The organism is Streptomyces sp. NPDC004327 (genome assembly GCF_042873935.1).
GTDB lineage: Bacteria > Actinomycetota > Actinomycetes > Streptomycetales > Streptomycetaceae > Streptomyces.
Window position 1 is genome coordinate 522,319 of the sequence record NZ_JBIAME010000004.1, and the last position, 19,716, is coordinate 542,034.

General features: G+C 71.8%; 24 protein-coding genes and 2 pseudogenes. 10 read left to right on the forward strand and 16 right to left on the reverse strand.

Translation table 11 applies throughout. From position 1 onward, the window contains the following. Positions 1-260: 260 nt before the first annotated feature. Positions 261-389: pseudogene (locus ACFYU9_RS16575) on the reverse strand (DNA cytosine methyltransferase); the annotation flags it as partial. A gap of 276 nt (positions 390-665) precedes the next feature. On the opposite strand from ACFYU9_RS16575, the gene ACFYU9_RS16580 reads away from it, so the two are divergent. From ACFYU9_RS16580 to ACFYU9_RS16590, 3 genes are all read left to right on the forward strand, one after another. Further along, positions 666-1,055 (forward strand): VOC family protein, encoded by a 390-nt coding sequence (locus tag ACFYU9_RS16580; protein WP_389213493.1) that lies wholly within the window; start codon positions 666-668, stop codon positions 1,053-1,055. A 349-nt stretch (positions 1,056-1,404) separates the two neighbouring features. After that, a complete protein-coding gene (locus tag ACFYU9_RS16585; protein ID WP_389345169.1) occupies positions 1,405-1,794 on the forward strand; it encodes a peptidoglycan-binding protein in 390 nt (129 codons plus the stop codon). Between the two features lie 418 nt (positions 1,795-2,212). Next, entirely contained in the window at positions 2,213-2,569 is a 357-nt protein-coding gene (locus tag ACFYU9_RS16590; protein WP_389345170.1) for a peptidoglycan-binding protein, read from the forward strand. 265 nt (positions 2,570-2,834) lie between these two features. On the opposite strand, the gene ACFYU9_RS16595 is transcribed toward ACFYU9_RS16590, so the two are convergent. Then, the gene (locus tag ACFYU9_RS16595; protein ID WP_389345171.1) at positions 2,835-3,617 is read right to left on the reverse strand and encodes a class I SAM-dependent methyltransferase; all 783 of its coding nucleotides are present in this window, start codon (positions 3,615-3,617) and stop codon (positions 2,835-2,837) included. Between ACFYU9_RS16595 and ACFYU9_RS16600 the strand changes: the two genes are divergently transcribed. After that, positions 3,605-3,910: a PRC-barrel domain containing protein gene (locus ACFYU9_RS16600; RefSeq protein WP_389345172.1), complete on the forward strand. Its 306-nt coding sequence runs from the start codon at positions 3,605-3,607 to the stop codon at positions 3,908-3,910. The genes ACFYU9_RS16595 and ACFYU9_RS16600 overlap by 13 nt on opposite strands. 859 nt (positions 3,911-4,769) lie before the next feature. Here ACFYU9_RS16600 and ACFYU9_RS16605 read toward each other — a convergent pair. The 5 genes and pseudogenes from ACFYU9_RS16605 to ACFYU9_RS16625 all read right to left on the reverse strand — a co-directional run bounded on the left by ACFYU9_RS16605 (position 4,770) and on the right by ACFYU9_RS16625 (position 8,288). After that, the gene (locus ACFYU9_RS16605; protein WP_389345173.1) at positions 4,770-5,480 is read right to left on the reverse strand and encodes a type 1 glutamine amidotransferase domain-containing protein; all 711 of its coding nucleotides are present in this window, start codon (positions 5,478-5,480) and stop codon (positions 4,770-4,772) included. Between the two features lie 65 nt (positions 5,481-5,545). Continuing rightward, a pseudogene (locus ACFYU9_RS16610) lies at positions 5,546-6,502 on the reverse strand (aldehyde dehydrogenase family protein); the annotation flags it as partial. Continuing rightward, positions 6,415-6,672, reverse strand: a complete 258-nt coding sequence (locus tag ACFYU9_RS16615; protein WP_389345174.1) for a hypothetical protein — start codon at positions 6,670-6,672, stop codon at positions 6,415-6,417. The gene ACFYU9_RS16615 and the pseudogene ACFYU9_RS16610, both read right to left, overlap by 88 nt. Before the next feature lie 7 nt (positions 6,673-6,679). Beyond that, the gene (locus ACFYU9_RS16620) at positions 6,680-7,606 is read right to left on the reverse strand and encodes an acetoacetate decarboxylase family protein (protein ID WP_389345175.1); all 927 of its coding nucleotides are present in this window, start codon (positions 7,604-7,606) and stop codon (positions 6,680-6,682) included. 106 nt (positions 7,607-7,712) lie between these two features. Next, positions 7,713-8,288 (reverse strand): TetR/AcrR family transcriptional regulator, encoded by a 576-nt coding sequence (locus ACFYU9_RS16625; protein WP_389345176.1) that lies wholly within the window; start codon positions 8,286-8,288, stop codon positions 7,713-7,715. A 345-nt stretch (positions 8,289-8,633) separates the two neighbouring features. On the opposite strand from ACFYU9_RS16625, the gene ACFYU9_RS16630 reads away from it, so the two are divergent. Then, positions 8,634-9,554 carry an NAD-dependent epimerase/dehydratase family protein gene (locus ACFYU9_RS16630; protein WP_389345177.1) on the forward strand — a complete coding sequence of 307 codons (921 nt, stop codon included), beginning with the start codon at positions 8,634-8,636 and terminating at the stop codon, positions 9,552-9,554. A gap of 206 nt (positions 9,555-9,760) precedes the next feature. Here ACFYU9_RS16630 and ACFYU9_RS16635 read toward each other — a convergent pair whose 3' ends face one another. The 9 genes from ACFYU9_RS16635 to ACFYU9_RS16675 form a co-directional block, all read right to left on the reverse strand. After that, a complete protein-coding gene (locus ACFYU9_RS16635) occupies positions 9,761-10,735 on the reverse strand; it encodes an alpha/beta hydrolase (protein WP_389345178.1) in 975 nt (324 codons plus the stop codon). A 487-nt stretch (positions 10,736-11,222) separates the two neighbouring features. Next, entirely contained in the window at positions 11,223-13,088 is a 1,866-nt protein-coding gene (locus tag ACFYU9_RS16640; protein WP_389345312.1) for a complex I subunit 5 family protein, read from the reverse strand. Positions 13,089-13,101: 13 nt separating this feature from the next. Beyond that, complete coding sequence (locus ACFYU9_RS16645; protein ID WP_389345179.1) at positions 13,102-13,506, reverse strand: NADH-quinone oxidoreductase subunit K; 405 nt, start codon at positions 13,504-13,506, stop codon at positions 13,102-13,104. After that, positions 13,503-14,231, reverse strand: a complete 729-nt coding sequence (locus ACFYU9_RS16650; protein WP_389213516.1) for an MnhB domain-containing protein — start codon at positions 14,229-14,231, stop codon at positions 13,503-13,505. Before ACFYU9_RS16650 ends, ACFYU9_RS16645 begins: the two co-directional genes overlap by 4 nt. Further along, on the reverse strand, positions 14,228-14,527 hold the full coding sequence (locus ACFYU9_RS16655) for a Na(+)/H(+) antiporter subunit B (RefSeq protein WP_389213518.1): 300 nt from the start codon (positions 14,525-14,527) through the stop codon (positions 14,228-14,230). Before ACFYU9_RS16655 ends, ACFYU9_RS16650 begins: the two co-directional genes overlap by 4 nt. Beyond that, positions 14,524-14,832: a cation:proton antiporter gene (locus tag ACFYU9_RS16660; protein ID WP_389213520.1), complete on the reverse strand. Its 309-nt coding sequence runs from the start codon at positions 14,830-14,832 to the stop codon at positions 14,524-14,526. Before ACFYU9_RS16660 ends, ACFYU9_RS16655 begins: the two co-directional genes overlap by 4 nt. A gap of 1 nt (position 14,833) precedes the next feature. Next, on the reverse strand, positions 14,834-15,169 hold the full coding sequence (locus ACFYU9_RS16665) for an MrpF/PhaF family protein (protein WP_389345180.1): 336 nt from the start codon (positions 15,167-15,169) through the stop codon (positions 14,834-14,836). A gap of 5 nt (positions 15,170-15,174) precedes the next feature. Beyond that, positions 15,175-15,639, reverse strand: a complete 465-nt coding sequence (locus ACFYU9_RS16670; RefSeq protein ID WP_389345181.1) for a hypothetical protein — start codon at positions 15,637-15,639, stop codon at positions 15,175-15,177. 99 nt (positions 15,640-15,738) lie between these two features. Further along, positions 15,739-16,506: a hypothetical protein gene (locus ACFYU9_RS16675; RefSeq protein ID WP_389345182.1), complete on the reverse strand. Its 768-nt coding sequence runs from the start codon at positions 16,504-16,506 to the stop codon at positions 15,739-15,741. A gap of 266 nt (positions 16,507-16,772) precedes the next feature. Between ACFYU9_RS16675 and ACFYU9_RS16680 the strand changes: the two genes are divergently transcribed. The 5 genes from ACFYU9_RS16680 to ACFYU9_RS16700 all read left to right on the forward strand — a co-directional run bounded on the left by ACFYU9_RS16680 (position 16,773) and on the right by ACFYU9_RS16700 (position 19,452). Further along, on the forward strand, positions 16,773-16,928 hold the full coding sequence (locus tag ACFYU9_RS16680; RefSeq protein ID WP_389213527.1) for a hypothetical protein: 156 nt from the start codon (positions 16,773-16,775) through the stop codon (positions 16,926-16,928). Between the two features lie 84 nt (positions 16,929-17,012). Then, a complete protein-coding gene (locus ACFYU9_RS16685) occupies positions 17,013-17,657 on the forward strand; it encodes a HemK2/MTQ2 family protein methyltransferase (protein WP_389345183.1) in 645 nt (214 codons plus the stop codon). Beyond that, the gene (locus tag ACFYU9_RS16690) at positions 17,641-17,886 is read left to right on the forward strand and encodes a CDGSH iron-sulfur domain-containing protein (RefSeq protein ID WP_389213529.1); all 246 of its coding nucleotides are present in this window, start codon (positions 17,641-17,643) and stop codon (positions 17,884-17,886) included. Before ACFYU9_RS16685 ends, ACFYU9_RS16690 begins: the two co-directional genes overlap by 17 nt. Next, the gene (locus ACFYU9_RS16695; RefSeq protein WP_389345184.1) at positions 17,883-18,941 is read left to right on the forward strand and encodes an iron-containing redox enzyme family protein; all 1,059 of its coding nucleotides are present in this window, start codon (positions 17,883-17,885) and stop codon (positions 18,939-18,941) included. The genes ACFYU9_RS16690 and ACFYU9_RS16695 overlap by 4 nt, the downstream gene beginning before the upstream one ends. Positions 18,942-19,041: 100 nt before the next feature. Next, positions 19,042-19,452: a hypothetical protein gene (locus ACFYU9_RS16700; RefSeq protein ID WP_389345313.1), complete on the forward strand. Its 411-nt coding sequence runs from the start codon at positions 19,042-19,044 to the stop codon at positions 19,450-19,452. The last annotated feature ends 264 nt before the right edge of the window (positions 19,453-19,716 follow it).

Genomic DNA, 19,716 nt, shown 5'->3' on the forward strand with positions numbered 1-19,716 from the left:
CAAGTGCTGGATCTCGTCGCCGGTCAGGGGGTCAGGTCTTGGGGCAGGTCGGGTGATCAGGTCGTCAGGGACGGTTCGAACGCGGGGACCGGCGGCGCCGGCGGTACGTCGTTGTCACCGCGCGGGCGTGATCGCCCTGCCCCGGGGGACCGCGGCGCGGCCATCGGGGGGCGCGGTTCGGTAGGAGACGTGGATGTCGTTGGCAGCGCCTCGACCGTGAATTCCGGCGGTTGTGCCAGGTCCACGCGGCATCGACCTTGCACCAGCGGCTGGTCCACGAGACCGAGCCGTTTGCCCACCATGGACCATGCCCGACAACGCGGCGACGCGATGAACCCTCGCGTCCGGTCGGCGAACACCGGGCACGGGCACGTCGCGACGTCGGCTCGGCCGCCGACAGAGGGGGGTGAGGATGCCAACCGCGGTGGTGTGATCGTTACGCCTGACGGGCCTGGTAGACGGGATCGCCGAGCATGGCGGCGCCCATGTCGTGGTCCGGCGAAGGCAAGGTCGAGCGCCACTTTGCCTTCATCGTACAGCCGCAAAGGTCATCAACTACCGTTGATCTACTGCGTAGAAAGGACTATGGTCTACGGCAACATCGCGTGTCGGTCACCGGCTGGGTGAGACATGGAGGTGTCGGGACATGCCTTCGGAGGCATTCCTTGTCAGTCGAGTTGAATCACACGATCGTCCACGCCCGGGACAACCGGGAGTCCGCGGAATTCTTCGCGAATCTGCTCAACCTTGAGATCACCACCGAGTGGGGTCCGTTCATCGCGGTCGCCCTGGGCAACGGCGTCACGCTGGACTTCGCCACCATCCCCAGCGACAGCATCGCCCCACAGCACTACGCCTTCCTGATCTCCGAGGAGGAGTTCGACGCGGCGTACGCGCAGATCAGAGAGCGCGGCATCGAGCACTACGCCGACCCCCACCGGAAGCAGCCCGGCGCGATCAACCACAACGACGGTGGCCGCGGCGTGTACTTCATGGACCCGGCGGGTCACGCCATGGAACTCATCACCGTGCCGTACGGCGGATGGACCTCGTAACCACATGAACTGAGGGCCGCACCCAGGCGTGGAGTGCGGCCCTCAACCGCTGCCTGTGGCCCCTGTGATCGCAGCCGGCGGCCCTGCGGGACCAGCCTCGCCACCCGGCGGGCACCATCAGCACAAGGGAAGCGGCGTCTTGAAGAGCCCTTCGTCCCGCGGTCACCGCTGAACCTGCTCCGTCTCGACGCCTGGTGGAAGGCTCACACCCTCGACCGCACCTGGCGCCTCGCGTGTCCGGCGGGCGGCGGTTTTCTCCAATACGGGCTGGGTGGATGTGGCGCAGTCTGCTGTCGGAGAGAGCTTTGCCGGACGGGAGGTTCGGCGGGCCTGTTGAGAGGGAGCATTGTTGAAGACCACGAAGAGAATCGTCGCTGTGGGTGCCGCTGCCCTGCTGGCTGTTGGCGTTGCGGCGGGCAGTGCGAGCGCGGACCAGTACGCTCCCTACATCGGCTATGGGTACGCCAACACCCACGACGGTGTGCAGTGTGTCCAGCACGCCATCAACAACTCCCCGACGCCGTACCACATCCTCGCCGAGGACGGGATCTTCGGCCCGGACACCTACAACGGCATCGTCGCCTTCCAGAAGTGGTGGAACGGGTACATCCCCAACCAGAACCAGCCGCTTCAGCCGGACGGCATCGTAGGAAAGGCCACCGGCACCATCATGCAGGACCAGGCTGCCGACTGGTGGTACAAGTGCGACAAGGCCCTCCCGAGCTACCCCGCTCCCTGAGCCTGAGCCTGATCCTGATCCTGATCCTGATCCGGAACCGGACGCAGCGGGCCCAGGGTCCGGGTCGCCTTCAGGCGACCACGGCCCTGGGCTTTGGCGTGGGCCCCCGGTCCTTGACGGACCTGCCCTCGCCTGACTCCGCGCGGTGATGACCGCGCTCGGAACGTGCCGGACTCACGTGTGACCTCACCTGCCCGGCGCGGTACCCGACCCGCCTGACCCTGATCTCCCCCTCCGCTGCTCGCGGCAGTGTTTCTGCTTGTCCTTGGTGTGGGTGACGGGGTGCGGCGGTTTTCTCCAATACGGGCTGGGTGGATGTGGCGCAGTCTGCTGTCGGAGAGAGCTTTGCCGGACCTGGGAGGTTCGGCGGGCCTGTTGAGAGGGAGCATCGTTGAAGACCACCAAGAGAATCGTCGCTGTGGGTGCCGCTGCCCTGCTGGCCGTTGGCGTGGCCGCGGGCAGTGCGAGCGCGGACCAGTACGCTCCCTACATCGGCTATGGGTACGCCAACACCCACGACGGTGTGCAGTGTGTCCAGCACGCCATCAACAACTCCCCGACGCCGTACCACATCCTCGCCGAGGACGGGGTCTTCGGCCCGGACACCTACAACGGCATCGTCGCCTTCCAGAAGTGGTGGAACGGGTATCTCGCCGCCCCCTGGCTCCAGCCGGACGGCATCGTCGGAAAGTCCACCGGAGGCGTGATGCAGGACTGGGCCGCCGACTGGGGGTACAAGTGCAACAAGGCCCTCCCGAGCTACCCGGCTCCCTGAGCCTGATTCCGAACCGGAACCGGAACCGGACACAGCGGGCCCAGGGTCCGGGTCGCCTTCAGGCGCCCGTGGCCCTGGGCCGTTTCTGATCCCGCCGACACCGGGTCGGAGTACTTCGCGTGTCGGCCGTCCGAGACACCCTGGCCCCGAGCCCGAGATCACGGGCCGTGCGACCGCCGAGGCCGAGCGGCCTGCGCCGCGCTCGCGTCGAGGTCGTGGGCGAGGGCGAGGGCGACGACCGTCAGCGGGCTGACGGGGGCGGTCGTCACGCGTTTGCCTCGCGGCGGGCGACGGTGTGCACGAGACGGCCGAGTTCGCGGTAGGGGCTGCGAGTGGAGGCGGCCCACTCCACCGTCAGTGCCTTCGCGAACACCTCCTGCTCGGGCCGCCAGTTCTTCGGGAGGTGGTCGTGGAAGATCCTCACGCCCTGCCAGGGCAGCGGGGTCAGGCCGTTGTCATGGGCAAGCCGGTCCAGGTGCTCAGGAGTGTCACCCCGGGTGACGTAGCCGAGATTGCCCATGCTCGCCGTCCGGCCGCTCTCGATCTGGGCCACGGCCGAGTCGTACTCGCCTTGCAGCGCCTCGCGTACCCCGACCGCGAGGGCGTTCTTCGTCAGGATGCTGAGGATTCCGCCGGGGGCCACGAGCCGGGCGAGACGGGCAACGGGCTCGGCGGAGTCGGGGAGGTACATCACGACGCCGTGGCAGCACACCGCGTCGAAGACCTCGCCCACGAACGGCAGGTCGTAGATGTCGGCCTCGACGAGCCGCACACGGTCCGCCAGGGCGGCCGCGGCCAGTTTCGCCTCGGCACGCTCCAGCATGTCGGAGGAGACCTCGGCCCCGGTGACGTGGTGGCCGGCGGCTGCCAGGCGCAACACCATCTCGCCGTCGCCGCACCCGACGTCCAGGACGCGGGCGGGCCCGTCGCCGAGCTCGGCCACCAGGCGGCGCGCGACGATCTCGTGCCTGAGCAGGCCGCGCCCGCCCTCGGAGTAGGCGGCGTAGTCGGTGCCCACGGTTGCGAAGTCGGTGGATGGGGTGGTCATGCGGAGAGCTCCTTCTTGATCTGCGGCTGTTCTGCGGCGGCAAGGTCGACGAGCACACCGACGAGGCCGGAGCCGGCTACCTCGTCGTCGACACCGGCGTCTGGATCTTCGGCAAGCACGTGCTGCTCCCCGCCAGCGCCATCCAGCGCATCGACCGCGCCGCCGAGACTGTTCACGTCAACCGCACGAGGGACCAGATCAAGGACGCACCCGAGTTCGAACGGGAGAACCAGCCCCGCGACGCCAGCTACCTCGAGCAGTTCGCCAAGTACTACGGCATGCCGCACATGTGATTCTCCCGAGGGGGCCGGACCGGGTGAAACCGCGCTCGACGGGCTACGCCACCTTCCACGCCCTCAGCGGTCCCTGCCGGACGGAGAGGAGGCACGGCATTCCCCGACGTCCGGGTGGCCCTCGCTCCTTCGGCTTCGCGTCGGCGCCGGCGGGGAGGGTGGGTACGACGAAGGCCGACCGGGCGATGCGCCGGAACCCGCGACCCGCCTTGGCCGGGTCAGGTGACCGGCTCCGGCGCGGGCACCGGTCCGGGGAGCGGGCCCGGTTGGGGTCGCGGTTCCGGTCGCGGGCCACCCGGCTGAGGATCAGGTCCGGGCCGCGGAGGCTTCGGTGGCACCGGGTCAGGGCCACCGGGCGCGGGCACCGGTCCGGGAACCGGCCCAGGTTGCGGACCCGGTCCCGGTCCTGGTGCGGGCGTAGGGCTCGGCGGAACGGGATCAGTCGGCGGAGTGCCCATCACAGCTCGCGCTACCCGCGCCACCACCGCTGCTCGCGCTACCCGCGCCACTCGCTCTGCTCGCGCCACCCACGCTGCTCGCGTCCGACGCTCCCGCGCCGGCTCCGGGCGCGGTGCCGGTGCCGGGCCCGGTGCCGGCGGGCCGGCAGGGAAGGGGTTCGTCGGAGGCACCGGCCGCGGCGCCGACGGATCCGTGGGACGCGGCGGGATCGGACGGGTCGGGGGAGGGGGACGGTCCTGCGCGTCGGTCACCATGATCACACCCCTTCGCGAGGTCTCGGGCGGAAGCTCTCTTCCCTTTCGACTGCCCGGGGAGGGCCCGCCCATTCCCCGCGCCGCGCCGGTCAGGCACCAAGGCTCACGACCGCCTGCCCGAGGCGCTCGCTCACGTCTGCCCCGACTCAGCCTCGCTTCTTCGAGGCGTTGCCCTCGATGGCCTCGACGACCTTCTTCGCCGTGGCCTTGGCCGAGCCCGGGTTCTGGCCGGTGACGAGGTTGCCGTCGGTCACGACGTACGAGACGAACGGCAGTGCCGCCTTTTCGTAGAGCGCGCCGCGCTGCTTGGCCGTCTCCTCGGCGTTGTAGGGGACCAGCTTGTCGACGCGGGCGAGGACCTCCTCGGTCCAGGCGAATCCCGTCATCCTGCGGCCGGCGATGAGGTATGAGCCGTCGGAGCGCCGGGTGTTGAGCAGGCCGCAGTAGCCGTGGCAGACCGAGGAGACGATGCCGCCGCGCTCGTAGATCTCGCGGGTGACGTGCTGCAGGCCCTCGCTGTCGGGGAAGTCGTACATCACCGCGTGACCGCCGGTGAAGTAGATCGCGTCGTACTCCGACGGGTCGATCCGGTCCGGGCTCGCCGTGTTCGCGAGCATCGCCATCTTCCCGGGATCGGCGCGCCAGGCCTTGGCGGTCTTGTCGTAGTTCGGGAACTTCAGCGCACGCGGTTCGAGAGGCACCGCTCCGCCGGCCGGGCTGACGAGCGTCTGCTCGTAGCCGTGCTCCTCGAAGACGTGCCAGGCGTGCGTGAGCTCGGAGAGCCACAGGCCGGTGGCGTGGGACGGGTCGTCGTAGTGGCCGACGTTGGTGACGACGTTGAGGACGCGCTTGGTCATGGCTGATCTTCTTTCATGCGGACCGGAATGGTGGGGCGGCGGGCCGCGTCGTGGCGGGTGATCCGTCAGCGGACGCCCAGGGCACGCAGCGTCTTGAATGCCCGGGTCAGCATCCGCGCCCACTGCTCGTGCCCCACCGCGCGGGGCGGGGTGAAGCCCTGGAGGCGCTGGTGGGCGACGGTCTGGGCTTCGGTGTACTTGAGCAGCCCGTCGGCGCCGTGACGACGGCCGAGGCCCGAGTCGCCCATGCCGTCCATGGGGGCGTCGATGCTGCCCCAGGCGGCGGCGAACGCCTCGTTGACGTTGACGGTGCCGGCGTGCAGCCGTCCCGCGACCTCGCGGGCCTCGGCGCCGACGCGGCCCCAGACGCTCGCGTTGAGGCCGTACGGCGTGGCGTTGGCCATCGCCACCGCCTCGTCGACCGACCGGTAGCGGTAGACCGACACCACCGGACCGAACGTCTCGTGGTCGAACAGCGTCATCCGCGGGGTCACGCCGGCCAGGATCGTCGGCTCGTAGAACAGTGGCCCGAGGTCGGGCCGGGCCTTGCCTCCGGCCAGCACCCTCGCGCCTTTCGACACCGCGTCGGCGACGTGCGCGCTGACGGTCTCGAGCTGCGAGGGGGCGGTCAGCGAGCCCATGTCCACCGAGAAGTCGTAGGCCGCGCCCAGGCGCATGGCCCGGGCGCGTTCGACGAACGCGGTGACGAAGGCGTCGTGGATCCCATCGGCGACGTAGAGCCGCTCGATGGACACGCACAACTGCCCGGCCGAGGGGAAACAGGCGGCGACCGCGCCGGCGGCGGCCTTGTCGATGTCGGCGTCGGCGAGGACGATCATGGCGTTCTTGCCGCCGAGCTCCAGGGACGCGCCGATCAGCCGCTCGCCCGCGTCGCGTGCGATCCGGCGCCCGCTGGCGGTGGAGCCGGTGAACATCATGTAGTCGCCGCCGGCCATGAGCGCGTCTCCGATGGAGCTGCCACGGCCGACCACCATCTGCCAGACGTCCACCGGCAGGCCGCGGGGGTGGAGACCGGCAGGTCCGCGAGCGGTGCGCCGGTGTACGGCGAGGTCGTGGCGACCCGCTGGGCGCGAGCACCGGCGGCCACCAGGGTGGCCAGTTGGGCGAGCCGGGCCGGTGTCAGCCAGGTCGGGAGGGCGGCCTCGACGTGGCCGGTGTGCGTGGTGGTCATCGGGGTCTCAGCTCCGGTCCTGGACGGAGGTGGGCACGGGCAGGTGCAGCGCCAGCTGGCCCTCGGTGGTGACGTCGAGCTGGATCGTCCGGATCGGCTTCAGCGAGCGCAGGTCGTCGCTCATCCGGCCCTCGCCGAGCCGCAGGTCGAGGCCGCGGGGAAACCGCGTGGTTCCCGAGGAGAGCATGTTGATCTGGCTGGTCGTGGAGTGCCAGGCGCCGTCGATCGTGGTGTAGGAGGTCAGGGTCGAAACGTGTTCGCCGGTGGGCCGGGCGGTCTGCTTCGGGGTGGGCGCCGACAGGGCGAGGTCGAGACCCCCGTGGTCGTTGGCGACTCTGGTGGAGGTACGCGCGGTGTCGATGTCGACGTCGAGCTCGGTGACCCATTTGGGGAAGCCGTAGCCGTCGTGGCCGCGCACCTGCGCGATCTCGGTGTTGACCGGGAGCGAGAGCACGTAGGAGTGCACGGAGTCGTTCTTGAGCCCCGTGATCAGGTCGAGCAGGCCCAGGCCGCCGTGCCGCGCCGGCTTCACGGCGATGCCGACCGCGGCCTCGGTGTAGAAGTCGATGTCGCACACGTCGTACCGGAAGGACATCAAGGAGACGATCCCGAGCCCCGGGGCGATTTCGAGCGGGGCGAGCTCCTGTGGCAGGCGGCCCCGGATCGCCTTCGTCGGCGCGAGCATCGTGAGCCGGGTCGTGGAGATGCGGTAGTAGAAGTTCGGCGTCAGCGTGGGCCCGATGCGGGAGTCCACGCGGCTCTTGGGTATCCGGCGGAAGAAGTCGACGCTGCTGACGCGCGGGTCCCGCTCCACCTCGTCGAGGTCGGTGTCCATGCGGAACCGGTCGTAGAGGCCGCCTTCGGGGACGGTGACGAGACGCCCTCCGAGTGCGACCTCCACGGTCCGGGCGGCCGGTTCGCCGGTCGCTGCCATGAGCTCTCTCCTTCGATGTGAGCATTGCTAACACCGAGGATGGCACGCCATGTGAGCACCGTCAACAATCGGGGGGCCTGGCGCGCTCCGGGTGAGCCCGCGCGTGTCAGGCGCCGACCGACGTGATGGCGAGGAAGGCGCCGCGCACCCGATCGGCGACCTCCTCGTCCGACGCGGCCTGCAGCTTGCCGTCGAGGTGCAGGAAGGCCAGCCCGTGGGCGAGTCCCCAGCCGGCCGACGCCAGCGCCGAGGCGTCCGCGTCGGGGAAGACGCGATCGAGAGCGTCGGCCAGCAGCTCGTGCAGGGCGTCGGCGGCCTTGACCCGCTCGTCGTCGGCGTCGTCGCACGGCTTGCCGAACATCACGCGGAACAGGGCCGGGCGCCGCAGTGCGAAGGCGACGTAGGCGACGGCGAACTCGGCCAGGTCCGGGAGCGAGGCGGGCAGGCCGCGCCCGCCGCCCAGGTCGGCCAGCAGGTCCCGGAAGCCCTCGACCGCCAGCGCGGACTCCAGGGCGTCGCGGTCCTTGAAGTGGCGGTACGGCGCGGTCGGTGACACGCCGGCCTGGCGTGCGACGGCGCGCAGCGAGAAGGGCTCGCCGTCCTCCAGCATCTCCATCGCGGTCGACAGCAGCGCCGCCCGCAGGTCGCCGTGATGGTAGCCACTCTTCTCTGAAGTTGACATTGCTTACTTTGCCCTCCTAAGCTTTGTTAGCACTGTAAACATATCGCACATTCGCTTGCATCGTTCCCGCCAGCGGCTCCGACTCGATCCCGCACGGCTCGGGGGCACCTGATCGCCGGTGTGGTGCCGGCGTGCCACCGACCTGGGCGAGAAGAGGCCATGAGCGAGGTCGTCGAGACGATCGGCGCTCGACCAACGGCCACATCGGTGCGTCCGCACCCCGGCCCCGGTGGTCGACCGCACCCGGCCACGGTGGTCCACCACATCGTCATGGGGTGGCACGACGCTCCTCACAGTTGAGCTGTCGCCGCCACCCGCACCATCCACCTCAAGGAGACCAGACCCATGCAGACCGTTCTCGGCGCCGGCGGACCGATCGCCGACGAGCTCGTGAAGGAGCTCCACCGCAACCACACCAAGGACGTTCGCCTCGTCAGCCGCAAGCCGTCCAGGGTGAACGACACCGATGACCTCGTGGCCGCGGACCTCACCGACGCCGACGCCACCAGCCGTGCCGTCGCGGGCAGCGACATCGCCTACCTCACCGTCGGCCTGCCCCTGGACTCGGAACTGTGGGAGCGACAGTTCCCCGTCATCATGCGCAACGTCATCGACGCCTGCGCCGAACACGGCACGAAGCTCGTCTTCTTCGACAACACCTACATGTATCCCGGAACGCCGACGCCCCAGACCGAGTCGACGGCGTTCGCGCCGGCCGGACGCAAGGGACGGGTCCGCGGAGAAATCGCCACCATGCTGCTGGAGGCCATGCGGGCCGGCCGGGTCGACGCCCTGATCGGCCGGGCGCCCGAGTTCTACGGTCCCGGCCGGACGAAGAGCTACACGAACTCGCTGGTGTTCGACCGGATCAAGGCGGGCAAGCGGCCGTTCGTCCCGGTCGACGCCCATGCCGAGCGTTCCCTGATCTGGACCCCGGACGCGAGCCGCGCTCTCGCTCTGCTCGGCAACACGCCGGATGCCTACGGCCAGACGTGGCACCTCCCGGTCGACCCGGAGCGGCCGTCCTACGCCCGGCTCATCGAGATCGCCGGCGAGGTCACCGGCCGCAAGACCGGCTACACGGTGCTGCCGATGCTCGCCTTCCGCCTCGGGCGCCGCTTCGTCAAGCCGCTCGACGAGATGTACGAGCTGCTCGCCCGCTACCGTGACGACAACGTCTTCGACAGCTCGAAGTTCGCGGCCCGCTTTCCCGACTTCCCGGTCACGAGCTATCGGGAGGGAGTGGAGCGGATCCTCGCCGGCTGACCCGCCGGCAGGTCCTCCTGTCGGCTGCGAGTTCAGGATGAGCGTCCGAGGTGCACACCATGACCGGCCCGTCGTCGGTGGCGGACACCGCCCAGGTACGGACCCGGATGACCCTCGGGCTCATCGTGTCCCCTCGAAGTCCGTGGTCGGCGCAGCGACGGGCGGCAGACCCCGTCGGATCTGCCGCCCGTGTACCCGGGCCGCGGTCACTCCTGGTGGAGAGCCTCCCGCAGCGCGTCGACGGACAGCTTCCGTGCGACGTTGGTGGCCGGGGTGTCCCGCAGGCTGTCCAACAGCATGAAGTCGTGGACGGTCCCGCTGACGCGGACGGCCGTCACCTCGACGCCGGCCTCACGGAGCTTGTTGGCGTAGAGCTCGCCCCCGTCCCTCAGGACGTCCGCCTCCGCCGTGATGACGAGGGCGGGCGGCAGCCCCCTGAGGTCATCGCGGGTCGCCCGCAGCGGCGAGGCGTACTTCTCCTCGCGCTTGGTCTCGTCGGTCGTGTACGCGTCCCAGAACCACTTCATCCCGTCGCGGGTGAGGTAGTAGTGCTCCGCGAACTGGTGGTAGGACTGCGTGTCGAAGTCCGGCCCGGTCACGGGGTAGAGCAGGATCTGCGCCTTGAGCGCGAGCCCGCCCCGGTCCTTGTTCATCTGCGCGAAGACCGTGGACATGCATCCGCCGACCGACTCGCCGGCGACGGCGACCCGGGAGGTGTCGAGGCCGTGGCCGGCGCCGTTCTTCTGCAGCCACTGGCCGACGGCGTAATTCTGCTCGACCTGCGTGGGGTACCCCTTCTCGGGCGCCCAGTCGTAGACCGGGAAGACGCCGGCGGCACCGGCCCCGATGGTGAGCTCACGGAAGAGGCGGTCGTGGGTCTTGTCGTCGCCGAAGACCCACCCCGCGCCGTGGATGTAGAAGACCACGGGCAGCGGGCCCGTGGCGCCCTTGGGCTTGATGATGCGGGTGCGGACGGTGCCCCACTCGCCGGCGTCGACGTCGACCCACTCCTCGTCGACGTCCGGGCGCTCGACGCCCTCGCCGCTCTGCAGGTCGCTGAGGATCTTGCGCCCCTCGTCGGGCGGCAGCTCGTAGATCCGCGGGTGCGGGTCGGTGTCGTCGGCGAGCTTCTTGGCCTCGGGCTCCAAGTACGGAGTGGTGGGGGCCGGAAGATCGGTCATCGCTGGTCCTTTCCTCGAAAGCCGGTCGCTTGCCTCATCGACGCCACGGACGGTCCGCATTCAGGCCGAGTGCCCCGAACGACTCTCTTCGAGGTGATCGCGACACTCGTTCCGAGGTGCGGCCTGGAGCGGAAAAACGGGCGAGCCGAGAACGGCAGGCCCCGGAGTGCGGCCCGACGCGGGCTCTGACCTCAGCAAGCCCCAGTCGCGGCGCAAAGCGGATCCGCCCATGGATGCCGCTCGTGAACGGACGTGGCGCACCTGAGGCGGAAGGCTTCTCTCCCCGACAGGGTCCGCCCCGCCGCCGTTGATCGCATTCGGTGAGGAGAGTGGGAGACGCGGGTGGGAGTGGTGTGCCGCATGCGTACCGAGCGGGACCGGCAAGGCCGGCGCTGGGTCTTCCTCGACCGCGCCGCCGTCCACGATGACCGCACGGCCTGACCCGGCCTGATCGCTCCACCCCCGGTGCAGCCAGCGGTGCGCGTGTTCACCCCCACAGCGTGAAGACGGCGGTCAGCGCCGCGAGTCCCGCCATCAGCCAGGCCACGTAGTCGCCGATGTGGCCGGAATGCTGGCGGCGCACCGCCAGGACCAGTGTGCGGTCGACGGCTTCGAGGCCGCCGCGTACGGCTCGCGCCGGCCGCCCCGGGACCGCGGGGCCCCACAGGGCGCCGGCGGCGAGGGCGACCGCGAGCGCCGCCGACAGCAGGCCGAGGCCGATCCCGGCCGCGGTCCACGACACCTCCGGCACCGGCGCTGCGGCCCCCGGCCCGGCCCTCGTTCCGGTCACGGCGGATACGTACGCCGTGTGGTCGACGAACGCGGCCGCGGCCGCCGCCGCGCGGTCGGCGAGCGGCCTGACCAGGCCCACGGCCAGGCATGCGGCGAGCAGGAGGACGGTGACGACCGGCATGGGCCAGGGCACCGGCCGGCGCGGGTCGCGGACCTCGGGCTCCTCTCCCGAGCCGGTGGTCTCCGCGCCCGAGTGACGCTCCTTCGGCGGCGTGCCCGCACCGGCGAACACCCGGGCGCCCGCCCGCAGCACCGCGCCCGCCGTGACCGCGGGTACCAGCGTGAAGAGCACCAGCAGCCACGGTTCCTCGTGCGCGGCGTGCTCCACCACGGACTTGCCGAGGCCCGTGCCGAACGGCGGCATCCCGGCCAGCGCCAGAGCGCCGGCCGCGAACAGCAGGCCCGCCAGCGGCATGTCCCGCGCACGGCCGTACAACCCGTGCTCGTCGACCGAGGCATGCCTGTCGAGCAGTACGCCCACCAGGGAGAAGAGCGCGCCCTTGGCACCCGCGTGACCCGCCACGTACAGCGCCGTCCCCGCGGTGCCCTCCGCGGTCAGCAGCCCGGCGCCGCACAGGAACAGCCCCATGTGTCCCACCGTGGAGTAGGCGAGCAGCCGCTTGAGGTGGCGCTGCTGCCAGCACAGCAGCGCGCCCGCGAGGGCCGTGACCGCGCCCGCCGCGAGCAGCGTGCCGCGCAGCACGTGCGGCGGGATGCCGCCCGGGCCCGCGAACACGGCCCCGTACACGCGCAGCAGCCCGTACAGACCGAGTTCGACCATCACCCCCGACAGCAGCAGGCACACCGGCGTGGGGGCCTCCGCGTGCGCGTCCGGCAGCCAGAAGTGGAACGGCACCGCCGCCGCCTTCACGAGCATCGCGCAGGCGATGAGCGCGCCCGCCACGGCCACCAGCGCGCCCGCGGGACGGTGGGCCAGTTCCTGACCGATACGGGCGAAGGCGAGCTCCCCGGTCCGCGCGTACAGCAGGCCGATGCCCAGCAGCGCCAGATAGCCCGCGAGCGAACCGGTCACCGCGAAGGCCAGCGCTCCCTGCAACGGGCGCGGCTCCTCGACGCGGTAGCCGGTCAGCGCGTACGCCGCCACCCCCATGAGCTCGAAGAAGACGAACGCGTTGAACAGGTCCCCGGTGAGCGCGAACCCCGTCGCCCCGGCCTCGAAGAGCAGCACCAGCGCCGGGAACGCGCCGCCGTGCCCGCCCGCGTGCTCCGGTTCCTCGAAGTAACGCCACGCGTAGCCGAGCGCCGCCAGGACGAGCACCGCCACCAGCACCGCCATCCCGAGACCGAGACCGTCGGCGGCCAGCACGATGCCCACGCTCCGGCCTCGCACCGGTGTCCAGCCACCGACCCAGGAGACGGTCCGGCCGGCGCCGCCGGTCACCCACGTCAGCCACCCCAGCAGAGCCAGCTGGCCGGCCGCGCAGACCAGCGCGAACGCGTCCGCGCCGGCGCGCGGCAGCCACCGGCCGACCACGGTGAGCAGGGCCGCGCCGAGCAGCGGACAGGCGACGGCGAGCGGCAGCAGACGGGCGGCGTTCACCACGGACCGGCCGTCAGCCGCGCAGCCCGGCCAGGGCGTCGGGGTCGGCGGTGCCGTGCCGTTTCGCCGTCTGGAGGACGAGCGCCAGCAGCAGCGCGGTCACCGCGGCTCCGACCACGACATCGGTCAGCGCCAGTGCCTGCGCCACGGGGTCCACGACCGGGGTGCCGGGCGGGATGTCGGTGAAGTACGGGGCGGTTCCGCCGCGCCGGAAGCCGATCGCGATCAGCAGCACGTAGGTACCGGACTGGACCACCGTGAGACAGCCCACGGCGTGCACGGCGTTGCGGCTGGTCACCAGGCCGTGCGCGCCGGCCAGCAGCATCCAGCCCGCGGCCAGGTAAGGCAGCACGGCGAGAGGCGTTCCGGGTGCCGAGGGCGTCGGAAGGGCGGCAAGCGCCGGCAGGGCGTGCGTCATGTGGATTCGATCTCCAGAGCCTGGTCGATGAAGCCGGCGAGCAGGACGACGAGGGCCGAGCCGACCTCCACGCCCACGGCAGCGTTCAGTACGGGCACGAGGCCGCCCGAGAGGAGGGAGCCGAAGGTGCCCAGGGGCAGGACGTTCTCCAGGAACGCGGCCGCCCGCGCGAGTCCGACCAGGCCGAGTGCCACGAACGCCCCGGCCGCGACGGCCTCGGTGACCTCCAGGACGGCGCGCGGCCGCACCCGTCGCAGGACCCGGTAGTCGGCCGCCAGATACGCGAGGTGGAGCCCGGTCGCCAGGATCACCCCGCCCTGGAAGCCGCCACCTGGGGTCAACTGGCCGTGCGCCACGATGTAGACGCCGGTGACGAGCACCACCGGGAGCAGGGCGGTACCGGTGAGCCGGACCGTCGGCAGGACCTGCCCGGGCCGGGGCCGGGTGGCGTGCTCGTCGCGGGTCCGGCGCAGCAGCAGGACCGCCCCGAGCACGGCCGTGAACAGGATGAACTCCTCACCCATGGTGTCGAATCCGCGCAGGTCGAAGTTGACCGAGGAGACCGCGTTCGCGGTCCGCCGGGCCAGCGCGGCCGGGACCACCCGTCGCGCGTAGGGATGGAACGCGCTGCCGAGCGGCGGCAGTTCGAGACAGGCGAGGACGAAACACGCAGCGAAGGCCAGCGCCGCCACCCCGTACAGCCGGGACCGGACGACTGGGCTCACCGTGTGTCTCCCGAGGTCTCCCCGGCCTGCTGCCGGGCGGCCCGGCGGCGGATGGTGCGCACGGTGAGCAGGATCAGCAGGGGCGTCACGGCGGCCCCGACGGCCAGTTGGCTCAGCGCCACGTCGGGCGCCTGGAAGAGCAGGAACACCACGCTGAGCACCAGGCCGAGCGCGCTCAGCACCACGGCCTGCAGCACCGGTTCACGGGTCCGGGCGGCCACGGTCGCGACCACTGCCGCCAGGACCACGGCGGCGCAGCCGAGGAGCTCGGCGGGGCTCGGACCGGTCGGCGTCACGGGGGATCCTCCCGGGGCACCCGCCCCTCGTACTGAGCGGTGGCCCGGCCGAGCGCCATCGTGGTCAGTGCGCCTCCCGCCGCGATCAGCACGGCGACGACGAGCAGCGCCGCGGATCGCCGCCCGGGTCCCGCGTCGACGACGAGCGCCAACACCACCAGCGGAGCCCCGAGCGACGTGGCCGGGGAGAGCGCGTGCAGCCGCGCGTACGGACCGGGCAGCACGAGCAGTCCGAGCACGGCCAGCAACAGCACACACGCTCCCGCGACGAGCAGGACGGCGGAACAGACCGTACGGGCGTCCATGTCAGCGCCCCTCGGGCGCGGGCGTGCCGGCGCCACCACCGGGTGTCCGCCCGTCGGCCGTCCCGTCGCGCGGAAGGCCGCCGAGGAAACGCGTGAAGACCAGCACGCCGACCGGACCGAGGATCGCGAGGACGACGCCGAGGTCCGCGTACCCGTCCCGTGCGAAGCCCCGGGAGGCCAGCAGCAGCGTCACGGTGACCAGCGTGCCGGTCATGCTCAGACCGGCGAGCCGCGCGGTCGGCGTGCCCCGGCAGACGGCGAACAGCGCGGGCGGCAGGCCCAGCACGAGCAGCGCCCCCAGCGCCAGCAGCCAGCCGTTCCAGTCCCCGCTCGGCACACCCCTCATCGCCGGCCGCCCGTGGTCAGCGCCTTCTCCAGGACTCCCGCGCCGCCGAGGAGCGTGTGCACGAGCGCGGTGCGGTCCGGACCGTGCGCGACGACGTACAGCCCGGGCGTCGCCGACAACAGCCCGCTCGTCCAGGCGGGCCCCGTGCCCTCGTGCCACCGGATGGTGTGGAACCGGCCGCTCGGCGGGCGCCCGCGCAGCCCTCGGACGACCGCGACCGCCAGCCGCCCGGTGTCGGCGAGCAGCGCACCCGGCCACAGCAGCAGGGCCCGCCCCATCAGAGCGGTCCCGCCCAGCCGGGCACCGGCGGCGAGGCGGGTGGCACGAGCCGCGACCGCGGCGAGCAGGGCCCCGGCCGCCGCGACGGCGACCTCCGGCCAGGTGACCTGGCCGATCAACAGCAGCTGGAGGACGAGCAGCGCCGCCCACCAGACCGACCATTCCAGCGCCGCCCGTGCCATCCCGCCTCCCCTGCCGCCGCGGACCCGCCTGCCTCGCGCGTCAGGTCTACCGCCCGGGTGCCCGGTACCCGTCGTTCCGCGCCGCGCCGGGCTCCGGTGTCACCGGTCCGGAGCAGCGCGGGAGGCGAAAGGGTTCGGCGGGAGCCGGCGCGGACGCGGGGCGGGCATCCTCGACGTCCGCCCGGCGGAGCCGACGATGCCGGCATCAACGAGAACCGCGCCACGGAGACGCGGCGGGCATTCATCCCGCCTGGGCCGGACGGCCGTGCCGCCCAGAGGACCCGGTGGGAGACGCGGCTGGCGTCCCGGCCGGTGCCCCGGTTGCCGTCCGGCCGGTGCTCCGGTTGGCGTCCCGGCCGGTGCCCCGCCCGGTGCCCCGGCGGGTGACCCAGCAGGCGGGTGCCAGGACCCCGCTGCCGCCGGACGGGCGCCGACGGCGTGACGGGCGGCCCGCGGCCTGGCTGCGGCCGACTGGTGAGTGAGCCGCATCCAGTGGTGCTCCACGGCCAGCCGGCGTCCCTCACCGTCGGTGAAGTGGCCGGTCATCTCGTACACCCCGCAGTGCGCCCGGCCCACCGGCAGCCGCTCCGGAGGCAGCCGCACCTCGTACGGGCCGCCGGCACGGAAGCCGCCGAGCACGGTCCGCGTGGTCCCGAGCAGCTCGCCTCCCCGCTCCCGGACGTCCTCGAAGATCACGGTGTCGATGTCCCTGCCGAGCCGGAAGGTGATCCCGACACTGATCACCGTGCCTTCCGGCACCTCCAGCGGCTCGGTCTCGGCGGTGCCGCGCAGCGGTACCCCGAGGCGGCCCAGCCCCTCCGCGTACAGCGAGACGTCAAGCAGTTCGAAGTCCTCCACGACCTTCACCGTCCTTGGATACGGGGCCGATACGCGACGACGGCCGCCGCCGCGAGCACCGCCGCCGCGGTGGAGGCGCCGACCCGGTACGCGCGGGGCCCACCGCGCGACTGCCCGCTCGCGAGCGGCGCACGCCCGCGCGGCCCCGCACTCGTCGACATGCGCGGTCCGGAGGCGGGCACTGACTCAAGGAGGCCTGGTTTGTCCGGGCCGCAGCAGGGAAGCCGCATATCGTGTCAAAACCGATCAAATGATCTATCAGTCGAGGAGGGATCATGATCATCCTTGGTGTGATCCTGCTCATCGTTGGCCTGCTCACCGGCGTGGGCATCCTGTGGACGATCGGAATCGTCCTCGTCGCGCTCGGCGTCGTGCTGTGGATTCTCGGCGCGGCCGGCCACGCCGTCGGCGGTCGTGCCCACTACTGGTAGGGCGGCCCCGTGCGCAGCCCGGCACTCCGTCGCACATCGGCTTCGGTGACACGTCCTGCCGCCCACGGGAAACGGCCGCCACTGGTGACCGTTCCCGGGGTCTACGCACCGCAGAACGACACCCTGCTGCTGACCGACGCGTTGGCCCGCGAGAACATCCGGCCCGGCGCCAAGGTTCTGGACCTCTGCACCGGCTGCGGCGCGCTGGCTCTGGCGGTGGCTCGCCGCGGGGCACGGGTGACCGCGGTCGACGTGTCCCGCAGGGCGGTGTGGAACGCCCGGCTCAACGCGCTGCTGGCACGCCAGCACATTCGGGTGCGGCGCGGTGATCTGACGGAGCCGCTGCCACCGGAGGAACGTTTCGACCTCGTCGTGAGCAATCCGCCCTACGTCCCCGCGTCGAAACGCGCCGATCCGGTGCGCGGCCCCGGGCGTGCCTGGGACGCCGGCCCCGACGGGCGGGAGCTCCTGGACCGGATCTGCGATGAAGTCCCGGCCGTCCTCAAGCGCGGCGGCCTGCTCCTGTTGGTGCATTCAACCCTCAGCGGGCCGGACGAGACCTTGTCCCGGTTGACCGAAGCCGGCCTGCGTGCGAACGTCAGCGAACGCGCTCGGATCCCCTTCGGTCCCGTTCTGCGCAGCCGCCGCAGCGAGTTGTGCGCACGCGGACTGCTCAGGCCGTGGGACGAGAGCGAGGAATTGGTGATCATCCGTGCCTGGCACTCCTGACCCCGACCGTACCGCCGGCCGCGCGCCGCGCCGGATCCGCGTCACGACGCGCGGGCCTCTGCTGGTCGACGGCCCCGTGGAGCTGGTGCTCGACGACGGCAGCACGGCCCTCTCCCGTCGCCCGGTCGTCGCGGTGTGCACATGCCGCCGCAGCCGCATCTACCCCTGGTGCGACACCAGTCATCGCCGCCGTCCCCGCGGGGCCCACCACGGCGGACGGACACCGTGACCACCGCCCCCGTGACCACCGTCCCCGCCCCGCCGAAGCCGCGCGGGGACGTCTCGGCGGCGGTCCTCGACCGGCTCGCCGGCCGCGACCGCCGGCTGCCCACGAGGACCGCCCTGGCGAGGTCCGACCCCTACGGCGACGACCTCCAACTCGCCCTCTACGCCCTGTACGAACTCCACTACCGGGGATTCGAGGGCGTCGCCGAGGACCTGGAGTGGGACCCGGACCTGCTCCGCCTGCGTGCCGCCCTGGAGGAGACCTTCCTGACCGCCCTGCGTGACGACGCCCCGAGCGGCGGGAGCGCGGACGAGGCGCTCGCGGAGCTGCTCGACGAGCGCCCCGGGGACAGGAGCGGCTCAAGCCACTTCCTCCTGCGCCACGGCGAGTTGTGGCAGCTGCGGGAGTACGCCGCCCTGCGCTCCCTGTACCACCTCAAAGAGGCCGACCCCCAGCTGTGGGTCGTTCCGCGCCTGTACGGGCGGGCGAAGGCCGGCATGGTGGCGGTCGAGTACGACGAGTTCGGCGCCGGCCATGCCGACCGCGTCCACGCCCGCCTCTACGCCGACCTCCTGGACGACCTCCAGCTGTCCAGCCACTACGGGGCGTACCTGGACGCGGCACCGCCCGAAATGCTCGCGGTGGTCACCATGATGTCCCTCTTCGGCCTGCACCGTGCCCACCGAGGAGCCCTCGTCGGACACTTCGCCGCCGTCGAGGTCACCTCCTCCCCGGCCTCGGCCCGACTGGCCGACGCACTGCGCCGCTGCGGGGCGGGACCGGCGGCGCAGCACTTCTACGACGAGCACGTCGAGGCCGACGCCGTCCACGAACAACTCGTCCGCCACGAAGTGGTCGCCGGACTCCTCGCCGAGGAGCCCGCCCTGGAGGACGACGTGGTCCTCGGGATCCGGGCCACCAGCCTCCTGGAGGACAGACTCACCACCCACCTGCTCGACTCCTGGAACAACGGGCACAGCGCTCTACGCCCCGTGCGAGCCGGCGACCGACTCCCGCGCGGGCTCCCCGCGCGGGAGGACGAGACCAAGACCGAGTGACCCGGGGCCCTGGCGCCAGCGGGTTCCGACATCACCTGCCTGCCTGTCCGCGCCCTGCCTCTGACGCGCGAGAAGCAGCCGTAGGGTGACGGGCGTGAGCATGGGGACGGTCATCGAGGACCTGGCAGAGGAAGCCGAACGGCAGATCCGCGAGAGGTCATGGGTACCGGCCCCCACCGAGCGTGCCGTGACCGCGAAGGCAGCCGCCGGACTGCGCGCCGCCATCGGCGCGTCACAGTCCCAGGAGACGCTCTCCGCGATCGACCGTCTGGCACATGTGCGGGAAGCCCTCGCCGTCCTGGCCGTCGCTCTCGCCAACGTCCACGGACGCCTCGCCTGGTTCCTCGGCGCAGCCGTCACCGCACTCGCACCCGTCCTGCAGTGGCGCGCCCTCCCCGCCGACGACGGCCCCACATTCGGCGCCATCTCGCCGACCCCGCATCAGTACTCGGAAGCCGAAGACGCGATCCGCCGACTCCAGACCACCCTGGCCGCCATCGCGGCCGCCTGACACGGCTTGGCTCGGCGGGGACGCATTGCGGCGTCCATCCGTAAGGGGGGGGGCAGCGATTCCGTCACCGGCCCGCGCCGGAGGCATCCGGCTTGCTGTCGACGCGGGCGTGGTGGCCGGCCCGCACTCGCACCCGGCGAACTAGGGTGTCCCACGCCGTACGCGCCTGACCTGCGCCTTCCTGTGGTGTGGCGACACGAACACAGTCCCCGTCCCCCGCTCGGAAGTGGTGCACATTGGCCGGCGCGACACACGCCCCCGCGA

Bases quoted from the DNA above. Each gene is read 5' to 3' on its own strand.
- ACFYU9_RS16700 (WP_389345313.1), top strand. From the start codon at position 19,042: ATGGGGACGGTCATCGAGGACCTGGCAGAGGAAGCCGAACGGCAGATC.
- ACFYU9_RS16645 (WP_389345179.1), bottom strand. From the start codon at position 13,506: ATGACGCACGCCCTGCCGGCGCTTGCCGCCCTTCCGACGCCCTCGGCA.
- ACFYU9_RS16670 (WP_389345181.1), bottom strand. From the start codon at position 15,639: ATGGCACGGGCGGCGCTGGAATGGTCGGTCTGGTGGGCGGCGCTGCTC.
- ACFYU9_RS16635 (WP_389345178.1), bottom strand. From the start codon at position 10,735: ATGACCGATCTTCCGGCCCCCACCACTCCGTACTTGGAGCCCGAGGCC.
- ACFYU9_RS16600 (WP_389345172.1), top strand. From the start codon at position 3,605: ATGGGGTGGTCATGCGGAGAGCTCCTTCTTGATCTGCGGCTGTTCTGC.
- ACFYU9_RS16595 (WP_389345171.1), bottom strand. From the start codon at position 3,617: ATGACCACCCCATCCACCGACTTCGCAACCGTGGGCACCGACTACGCC.
- ACFYU9_RS16615 (WP_389345174.1), bottom strand. From the start codon at position 6,672: ATGACCACCACGCACACCGGCCACGTCGAGGCCGCCCTCCCGACCTGG.
- ACFYU9_RS16625 (WP_389345176.1), bottom strand. From the start codon at position 8,288: ATGTCAACTTCAGAGAAGAGTGGCTACCATCACGGCGACCTGCGGGCG.
- ACFYU9_RS16660 (WP_389213520.1), bottom strand. From the start codon at position 14,832: ATGGACGCCCGTACGGTCTGTTCCGCCGTCCTGCTCGTCGCGGGAGCG.
- ACFYU9_RS16605 (WP_389345173.1), bottom strand. From the start codon at position 5,480: ATGACCAAGCGCGTCCTCAACGTCGTCACCAACGTCGGCCACTACGAC.
- ACFYU9_RS16620 (WP_389345175.1), bottom strand. From the start codon at position 7,606: ATGGCAGCGACCGGCGAACCGGCCGCCCGGACCGTGGAGGTCGCACTC.
- ACFYU9_RS16630 (WP_389345177.1), top strand. From the start codon at position 8,634: ATGCAGACCGTTCTCGGCGCCGGCGGACCGATCGCCGACGAGCTCGTG.
- ACFYU9_RS16680 (WP_389213527.1), top strand. From the start codon at position 16,773: ATGATCATCCTTGGTGTGATCCTGCTCATCGTTGGCCTGCTCACCGGC.